The organism is Streptomyces sp. NPDC059994 (assembly GCF_042737755.1).
Lineage (GTDB): Bacteria > Actinomycetota > Actinomycetes > Streptomycetales > Streptomycetaceae > Streptomyces.
This window is the reverse complement of sequence record NZ_JBHWUR010000186.1, coordinates 1-7,763: the sequence shown is the minus strand read 5'-3', so window position 1 is coordinate 7,763 and position 7,763 is coordinate 1. Positions and strand designations below refer to the sequence as shown.

Genomic DNA, 7,763 nt, shown 5'->3' with positions numbered 1-7,763 from the left:
CCGCTAGAGTCACCGGGCATCGGCGGGCACCGGCCCGCAGCAGGCCAGGGAGCGAATCGTGCTGATCCCTCACGACACCCGGATCGCCCTCGACATGGTGGTCGATCTGGTGAACACCTCGCCGGAGAGGGAGGAGCCCGACCGGCTCGCCGACATCGAGGCGCTGGACGGCTTCGTACGGGACCACGACGTCAGCGGCGTGGAGAGCCTCACGGCGCGCGATCTCTCCGGCGTACGGGCCGTACGCGGCCGTTTCGCGGGTGTTTTCGAGGCGCCGGACGCCCGGGCCGCGGCCGGTCTCGTCAACGAGATCGTGGCGGAGGCGGGCACCACCCCCCAGCTCACCGACCACGACGGCTACGACTGGCACGTGCACTACTTCGCGCCCGGCGCCTCGATCGCGGACCACCTGGCCGCCGACGGCGGGATGGCACTCGCGTTCATCGTGGTGGCGGGCGAACACGAGCGGCTGCGCCGGTGCGAGGCGCCGGACTGCGGGCGGGCCTTCGTGGACCTCTCCCGCAACCGCTCGCGCCGCTACTGCGACAGCCGCACCTGCGGGAACCGGCTGCACGTGGCCGCCTACCGGGCCCGGCGCAAGGAAGCGGCGGGCTGAAAGGAAGCGGCGGGCCGACCCAGGCGCCGCCCCGGGCGGGGCGCTCCCTTACCGCCGGTCACAGCAGGTACAGATCGTGCAGGGCCGCCATGAGCAGCAGACAGCCGATCACCCCGAGGAAGATCATCAGGGGTGGCTGCGAAAGGGCGAAGAGACAGCCGCGCGGCTCGTCGGCCGGAGGCGTGGCGTGCGGTTCTTCGGGCGGCGCGGGGACGTGCCCCGGGGAAGTGTCCAGCATCTCGGGTGATGATGGACCAGCGGGGGCACCACAGAGCGCCAACACGCCCACTCGCAGCGGGAGTTACTTCGATACTGCCGGGCCGGCGCCGCGCCCGCCACCGTCCGGGCCCGCGCCGCGTCGACGCAGGGGGCGAATGGGGGGCCGGGGCCGGGAAACGCTTCCGTCGTCCGGGCCCGCGCCGCGTCGACGCCGGGGGCGAATGGGGGGGCCGGGGCCGGGAAACGCTTCCGTAATCGGACTTGGGAGCGCTCCCGTACCCTGACTGGAATTCACTCCAACTGGAATTCCGTATAAGCGAATTCATGACCGCGGAAATTCTCCGGCCAGGCCGGTCAGGCCGGTCACGACAAGTTATGGAGTGTCAGATTCCGACGCTCTTTCAGATTCCGGGCCGGGTTCCCTATCGGGTCCGGCCCCCTACCGGGGTTCCGTATCCGGACGTACGCGCCCTCGGCTCCGGGTCAGATCCCGTGCTTCTTCAGGATCGCCTCGATGTCGCTGAAGTCCTCCGCGCCGCCGGACTTGCCCTTCGCCTTCGGGGCGGGCTGTGCGGCGGACCGGCGACCGGCGCCCAGGGAGGGCGCGGAGGCCGCCGGGGCGATCGCCTCTCCCCCGGCCGCCCCGGCCGCCTTGCGCTCCTTGCGAGTGCCGCCCTCGGAGCGCCGCTCGACGAGCCGGGTGGCGGAGAAGAGCAGCCAGGCTATGCCGAGCAGGCCGAAGCCCGCCCAGACGCTCGGCTTGAACACGATGCCGGACACCCATCCCACGACACCGGTCATGACCAGGGCCACGGGGACCAGCGAGTAGGCGGCGATCCGCGTGGCCGACAGGAAGCGCTTGCGGTACGCCGTGACGACGGCGATGCCCAGTCCGGCCGCGGACGCGGCGGAACAGACGGTCTCGGCAAGCATCCGGTTCCTCCAGACATGGGGGGTGTGGCCCTTCCATCCTGCACCGGAGCGGGCCGTCCGGGCCACGGTGCGCCAGGACATCAGGGAGATCTCGGGGGCGGATCCTCCCCAGGTCCCGGTTGGGGCCCCTCGGGCGGGGCTGGAAGACTGGCCCCATGAGCGAGACCACCCCCGAAACCGCCCCCGGCTCCGCCGCCCCCGTCGTCCTGGACGTGTGGTGCGAGCTCCAGTGCCCCGACTGCCACGCCGCCCTCGACGACGTCCGCGCCCTGCGGGCCCACTACGGCGACCGGCTCGACATCCGGCTGCGGCACTTCCCGCTGGAGAAGCACAAGCACGCCTACGCCGCCGCCCAGGCCGCCGAGGAGGCGTTCGAGCAGGGCCAGGGCTGGCCGTACGTGGAGGCGGTACTCGCCCGCACCGAGGAGCTCGGCGAGCGGGGCGAGCGCGTGCTGCTCGACGCCGCGCGGGAACTCGGCCTGGACGCCGAGGAGTTCGACACCGCCCTCATCGACGGCCGGCATCTGCTGATCGTCGACGCCGACCAGGCCGAGGGCAAGGCGATCGGCGTCACCGGCACCCCCACGTACCTCATCGACGGCGAGCGCCTGGACGGCGGCAAGAGCCAGGAGGGCCTGCGCGCCCGCGTCCAGGAGATCGCGGACCGGCTGCTGGGCGTCTGAGACCCCTGGGGCCTGTCGTCGAATTCGCGTCGCGGGGCAGGCGGGAATTGGACGACAGGCCCTAGAGGAGAGCCTTGGCGCGGTTGTACTCCGTCGGCTCGTACCCCAGCGACTCGTACAGCCGCACGGCCGGGGTGTTGTCGCTGAAGACGTGCAGGGCCAGCGTGGTCATGCCGTCGGCCAGCGCCGCCCGCTCGGCCAGCAGCATCAGGGCCCGGCCGTGGCCCCGGCCCCGGTGCTCCTCGGCGACCGCCACGTCGTAGACGTAGGCGGCGGGTCCCGTCTCCAGCTCCTTGCGCGCGACCCAGACGTGCCCGACCACGGCGGCGCCGCTGACCAGCACCTCCAGGTGGACGCCGGGCGTCGCCAGGCCGTGGGGCAGCAGGTCGCGGTGGTCGGCCTCGGCCTTGGCGCGGGCCTGGTCGGCCGGGACGCCCCGGGCGATCCAGCTGCGGGCGTAGTTCTCCTGCTCGTCGTGGTGCCAGACGGTGTACTCGGCCTCGGTCATCGGACGCCCGGTGACCGCGGCGGGGAGGACGGACGCCTCGGCGGGCAGCCGCTTGACCATGTTGCGGCTGCGTTCGGTGTAGCCGAGCGCGTCGGCCATCCGCAGGGCCGCGGGGGCGTCCGCGGGCACCGCCGCGCGCACCTGGGTGCAGCCCCAGCCGCGCAGCACCTCCTCGGCGGCGAGCGCGGCGACGGTCCCCCGGCCGCGGCCCCGGTCGGGCCCGTCGATGCGCAGCCCCCTGATCACCCCCATGGCGGGGCCGAACGCCGCGTCGGTGGCGACGGTGATGGTGCCGACGCGTCTGCTGTTCACACAGACGTCGTACGTACGGGAGGCGGCGCCGTCGGCGCCCTGCTGGAGCGGCCCGGTCGGCCGAATGGTCGTGGTCATCAAGGCCGTTGTACCTGCCGGGCCGCCGTCCGTCACCGGATTTGCCGGGACGGGTCCCACCGCTTGGGTCTCCGCGGCGGCTACGGGTCGAGGTCGGAGGCGGCCCGCTCGTCGAAGACGCGCATCGCCTTGGCGGTGACCGGGCCGGGCGTGCCCGTCAGCTCGCGGCCGTCGACCCGGTGCACCGCCTGGACGTCCCTGAGGGTGGAGGTCAGGAAGACCTCCTCGGCCCTTTCCAGCACGTCCAGGGGCAGCTCGGTCTCCTGGGCGCCGGTCCACTCGACGACCAGCTCGCGGGTGATCCCGGCGAGGCAGCCGGAGGCGAGCGGCGGGGTGTGCAGTTGTCCGTCGACGACCACGAAGACGTTGGAGCCGGTCCCCTCGCAGAGCGCGCCGACGGTGTTGCCGAAGAGCGCCTCGGTGGCTCCCTGCCCGTGGGCGCGGGCCAGCGCGACGACGTTCTCGGCGTACGAGGTGGTCTTGAGCCCGGCGACGGCGCTGCGCTCGTTGCGCGTCCAGGGGACGGTGATCACGGCGGTGGTGTCGGGGCGGCGCCGGGTCTCGCCGACCGCGACGACCAGCGTCGGGCCGCTGTCCCCCCGCTCGGAGCCGAGCGGGGAGAGGCCGCCGGTGTAGGTGATCCGCATCCGGCCGAGCGCGACGGGGTTGGCGTCGAGCACGGCGGCGCAGGCGCGGCGGACCTCGTCCAGATCGGGGTCGGGCAGCCCGAGGCCGCGGGCCGAGCGGGTCAGCCGGGCGAGATGGCGGGTGAGCGCGAACGTCGTCCCCTTCTCCGCCTTCACCGTCTCGAAGATGCCGTCGCCCACGGTTATCCCGTGGTCGAGGACGGACACCTGTGCGGCATCGGCGTCCCGCAGTCCGCCGTTCACCCAGATCTGCATTTACGCGGTCCTTCCACTCTGCGTATACGCGCCCGACGCTACCGCGAGGAGTCGCGAGGCCTTGAGCTCGGTCTCGGCCCACTCCCGCTCGGGGTCCGAGCCCCAGGTGATGCCCGCGCCGGTGCCGAAGCGGAGCACGCCCCGGGGGCGGTCGATCCAGAAGGTGCGTATGCCGACGGCGAGCTCGGCCCGTCGCCGGTCGGCGTCGACCCAGCCGATGCCTCCGCAGTAGGGGCCGCGCGGGGCGGTCTCCAGGGCCTCGATGATCCGCAGCGCGCTGGACTTGGGCGCCCCGGTGACGGACCCGGGCGGGAAGGAGGCGTCGAGGAGGTCCTTCCAGCCCGCTCCTTCGCGCAGTTCCCCGCGTACGGTCGACACCAGGTGGACCAGGCCCGGGTGGGGCTCGACCGCGCAGAGCTCGGGCACGGTGACCGAGCCGGTGGCGCAGACCCGTCCCAGGTCGTTGCGGACCAGGTCGACGATCATCACGTTCTCGGCGTGGTCCTTCTCCAGGAGGTCCTCGGCGGTGCGGCCGGTCCCCTTGATGGGCCCGGACTCGACGACCCGTCCCGTACGCCGCAGGAAGAGCTCGGGCGAGGCGGTGGCGATCTCCACGCCGTGCGCGGGCAGCCGAATCGTTCCTGCGTAGGGGGCGGGGTTGCCCCGGGCGAGCAGGGCGGTGAGCGCGTCGACGTCGGCGGCGGCCGGGTCGGGCAGCGGCGCGGTCAGGACGCGGCAGAGGTTCGCCTGGTAGACCTCGCCGGCCGCGATGTGCTCACGGATCCTGCGTACGCCCGCCGTGTACGCGGCGCGGTCGAGGGAGGACGTCCAGTCACCGGCGGCGGGACCGCGCCAGGCACCCGGGACGGGCGCGGGGACGGGGACGGCCCGTACGTCCGCGAAGCGGGCGCAGACGAGACGGCCCTCGAAGTCGGCGGCGACGGCCCAGAAGCCGGAGGAGTCCAGCGCCTCCGGGTCGGCGGTCACATCGCGGAGATCGGAGGCGAGGAGCCCGCCGAAGCGGGCCAGAGGAGCGAGGTCATGCACGGTTGTGAGTCTAGGGGCGCCGCCGCACCACCGCCCCGGACCGGGCGCGGACCAGGCAGGACGCCGGGTCCGGGGCGGACCCGGCGGCGGGCGCGGGGCGGGCACACCGCAGCACGCTGCACAAACGCGTTTTTGTACTGGCCCAGGAATCCGCTAGAGTTCAACACGTCGCCGGGACGCGCAAGCGAAACGGAAACGACAAGCGGACGTGGCTCAGTTGGTAGAGCATCACCTTGCCAAGGTGAGGGTCGCGAGTTCGAATCTCGTCGTCCGCTCGATGTGGGGGATCTTCCCGAACCCCTGCTCGCACTCCTGGTGGAGTGGCCGAGAGGCGAGGCAACGGCCTGCAAAGCCGTCTACACGGGTTCAAATCCCGTCTCCACCTCCAAGGACGATTAGCTCAGCGGGAGAGCGCTTCCCTGACACGGAAGAGGTCACTGGTTCAATCCCAGTATCGTCCACTGGATCTTCTCGAAGATCTGTACCCGCGCGATTAGCTCAGCGGGAGAGCGCTTCCCTGACACGGAAGAGGTCACTGGTTCAATCCCAGTATCGCGCACGCAGTACCACCCGGTCCGGAGCCGTCCTGTATGGTTCTGACCGATCCCCGCGCGATTAGCTCAGCGGGAGAGCGCTTCCCTGACACGGAAGAGGTCACTGGTTCAATCCCAGTATCGCGCACAGCCCGGAGCCCCCGGCCTTCTCGAAGGCCGGGGGCTCCGTCGTGCAGGTGGCCCCGCCGTGCGGGGCCACGCCGCTCAGGTGCTCAGGTGCTCAGGACGAGAAGAGCATGTGGCCGAAGCCCTTGTGGCGCTTGTGGCCGTAGTGACCACCGTGGCCGCCGTGCTGCTGCGGGGCGCCCCAGGCCGGGGCGTGCGGGGCCTGGGCCGGGTAGCCCTGCGGGGCCGGGGGCGCGGGATAGGCCTGCGGGGCGGGCGCCGACGGGGCCTGCTGCACCCACTGCGACTCCAGCCGGGTCAGCGACTCCAGCTCCCCGTAGTCGAGGAAGATTCCCCGGCAACCGCTGCACTGCTCGATCTGGACACCGTTGCGGTTGTACGTGTGCATGGGTGCGTGGCACTTGGGACACTGCATGACCGGCTCAACTCCTCGCCGTTTCTACGATGGGCAAGCAGCACCCTACGTCGGCCGCCGTCACGGGAACTCGGGCGGGAGTGCTGCGATTCGGGTACAGCTCTCGATCATGGCCAGCTCCGCCTCGTCCGGCACGCGGCGCCCGCTCGCGCATTTGGCGGGAGCCAGGGCCGCCGTCTGTACGGTCAGGGCGCGGGCGGACACGTCGAGTTGGGGCCACGGGTCGCCTCCCGAGGGGACCGCGGGACCGCCCGCTTGCCGGTACGCGGCGAGGAAGCGGGCCCAGTCGCCGGGGTCGAGCAGCCCCGCCGCGTACCAGGCGGCGGGGCGCGCCAAGTCCCAGGCTGGGTCGCCGAGGCCCAGGTCGTCCACGTCGATGAGCAGCCAGTCGCCGCTGCCGGCCGGGTGCCGGACGAGCTGGCCGAGGTGGAAGTCGCCGTGGCAGAGCCGGGCCGGGCCCGGCTGCGGGGTCTCGGCCCGGACCCACGCGGGGAGTTGGCCCCAGGCCCGCAGCACGGCGTCGCCCGCCGCGCCCCGGACCCCGGCGCCCCGCATCCGCGCCACGGCCCTGGCGGCCTTGACCGGCCCCCGCATCGCGGGCAACGGCCCGGGCAGCGCCCCGGCAGGCACCCGGTGCAGCCCCGCCACCAGCCGCCCGGCCTCGGCCCAGGGCGCGCTGTCGGGGTCGGCGGGGTCCACGGGGGTGCCGTGGGGCCAGAGGGTGACGGGCGGGCGGCCGTGTGCTTCGTCTGCGGGCCGGTGGGGGCTGGGCGCGCAGTTCCCCGCGCCCCTTGGGGGGACGGAAGCCTCGGGCCTTAGGGGTGGCAGCAGTAAACCGTGCAGGAGGGGGTGCGCGGCGATGGACAGGCGGACGTCGAGCGCGGGCCGGTCCGTGTCGGGGGCATGCGCCTTGGCGACGACGCGGCCGTGCCGGACGACGGTGCCGTCCGGGCGGTCGGCGAGGACCTCGGCCGCCGCGCACGTCCCGCACGGGTGGCGGGGTGCGGTGCGGTGGGCCGCCGTGCGGGCGGCCTCGGCCAGGGTGGCAACGAGTGAGGGGGACATGGGTCTCCGCAGGTGTGGCTTCCCTGCGAGCGTACGGCTCGGCTCGCGGTGGCCGGGAGGGCCCTCCCGTGGAGGTGCCAGGCCCGGGCACCCTGGGCACGGGCGCACCCTCTCAGGGGCGCGGGACTGCGACATTTGCGGCTCCGCCGCGATGGGGGTCCCCCCTGTTCGAGCGAAGCCGAGAACTTGGGGGAGCGACCAGCCACGGACCACCCGCAGCCAAATCACCTCACTCCCAGTCACCGCACCCAGCGGAGCGCGCGCCCCCCGCCCATGCAAAAGGCGTTGCCCGGCCGGCTCCCCAG

General features: G+C 73.1%; 9 protein-coding genes and 5 tRNA genes. 7 read left to right on the top strand and 7 right to left on the bottom strand.

Annotation, left to right across the window (positions count from 1 at the left end; genetic code table 11):
- Nucleotides 1–58: 58 nt before the first annotated feature.
- Nucleotides 59–616 carry a CGNR zinc finger domain-containing protein gene (locus ACFWA7_RS39145; protein ID WP_385539896.1) on the top strand — a complete coding sequence of 186 codons (558 nt, stop codon included), beginning with the start codon at nucleotides 59–61 and terminating at the stop codon, nucleotides 614–616.
- A 58-nt stretch (nucleotides 617–674) separates the two neighbouring features.
- On the opposite strand, the gene ACFWA7_RS39140 is transcribed toward ACFWA7_RS39145, so the two are convergent.
- Nucleotides 675–854, bottom strand: coding sequence for a hypothetical protein (locus ACFWA7_RS39140; protein ID WP_371651313.1), 180 nt, complete (start codon nucleotides 852–854; stop codon nucleotides 675–677).
- Nucleotides 855–1,318: 464 nt separating this feature from the next.
- A complete protein-coding gene (locus ACFWA7_RS39135) occupies nucleotides 1,319–1,768 on the bottom strand; it encodes a hypothetical protein (protein ID WP_385539894.1) in 450 nt (149 codons plus the stop codon).
- A gap of 155 nt (nucleotides 1,769–1,923) precedes the next feature.
- Between ACFWA7_RS39135 and ACFWA7_RS39130 the strand changes: the two genes are divergently transcribed.
- On the top strand, nucleotides 1,924–2,451 hold the full coding sequence (locus tag ACFWA7_RS39130) for a DsbA family protein (RefSeq protein ID WP_385539892.1): 528 nt from the start codon (nucleotides 1,924–1,926) through the stop codon (nucleotides 2,449–2,451).
- Nucleotides 2,452–2,512: 61 nt separating this feature from the next.
- Here the strand turns inward: ACFWA7_RS39130 and ACFWA7_RS39125 are convergent, their stop codons facing one another.
- The 3 genes from ACFWA7_RS39125 to ACFWA7_RS39115 form a co-directional block, all read right to left on the bottom strand.
- A complete protein-coding gene (locus tag ACFWA7_RS39125) occupies nucleotides 2,513–3,349 on the bottom strand; it encodes a GNAT family N-acetyltransferase (protein WP_385827926.1) in 837 nt (278 codons plus the stop codon).
- An 80-nt stretch (nucleotides 3,350–3,429) separates the two neighbouring features.
- A complete protein-coding gene (locus ACFWA7_RS39120; protein ID WP_385827924.1) occupies nucleotides 3,430–4,251 on the bottom strand; it encodes an aminotransferase class IV in 822 nt (273 codons plus the stop codon).
- On the bottom strand, nucleotides 4,252–5,298 hold the full coding sequence (locus ACFWA7_RS39115; RefSeq protein WP_385539887.1) for a chorismate-binding protein: 1,047 nt from the start codon (nucleotides 5,296–5,298) through the stop codon (nucleotides 4,252–4,254).
- Between the two features lie 202 nt (nucleotides 5,299–5,500).
- On the opposite strand from ACFWA7_RS39115, the gene ACFWA7_RS39110 reads away from it, so the two are divergent.
- From ACFWA7_RS39110 to ACFWA7_RS39090, 5 genes are all read left to right on the top strand, one after another.
- Nucleotides 5,501–5,573 (top strand) — tRNA-Gly (locus ACFWA7_RS39110).
- 39 nt (nucleotides 5,574–5,612) lie between these two features.
- Nucleotides 5,613–5,686: transfer RNA gene (locus ACFWA7_RS39105), tRNA-Cys, on the top strand.
- A gap of 1 nt (nucleotide 5,687) precedes the next feature.
- Nucleotides 5,688–5,759: transfer RNA gene (locus tag ACFWA7_RS39100), tRNA-Val, on the top strand.
- A gap of 26 nt (nucleotides 5,760–5,785) precedes the next feature.
- A tRNA-Val gene (locus ACFWA7_RS39095) sits at nucleotides 5,786–5,857 on the top strand.
- A gap of 50 nt (nucleotides 5,858–5,907) precedes the next feature.
- Nucleotides 5,908–5,979: transfer RNA gene (locus ACFWA7_RS39090), tRNA-Val, on the top strand.
- 93 nt (nucleotides 5,980–6,072) lie between these two features.
- Here the strand turns inward: ACFWA7_RS39090 and ACFWA7_RS39085 are convergent.
- Nucleotides 6,073–6,393 carry a zf-TFIIB domain-containing protein gene (locus ACFWA7_RS39085; protein WP_385539886.1) on the bottom strand — a complete coding sequence of 107 codons (321 nt, stop codon included), beginning with the start codon at nucleotides 6,391–6,393 and terminating at the stop codon, nucleotides 6,073–6,075.
- Nucleotides 6,394–6,453: 60 nt separating this feature from the next.
- Nucleotides 6,454–7,458, bottom strand: a complete 1,005-nt coding sequence (locus ACFWA7_RS39080; protein ID WP_385827922.1) for a phosphotransferase family protein — start codon at nucleotides 7,456–7,458, stop codon at nucleotides 6,454–6,456.
- Nucleotides 7,459–7,763 lie beyond the last annotated feature (305 nt).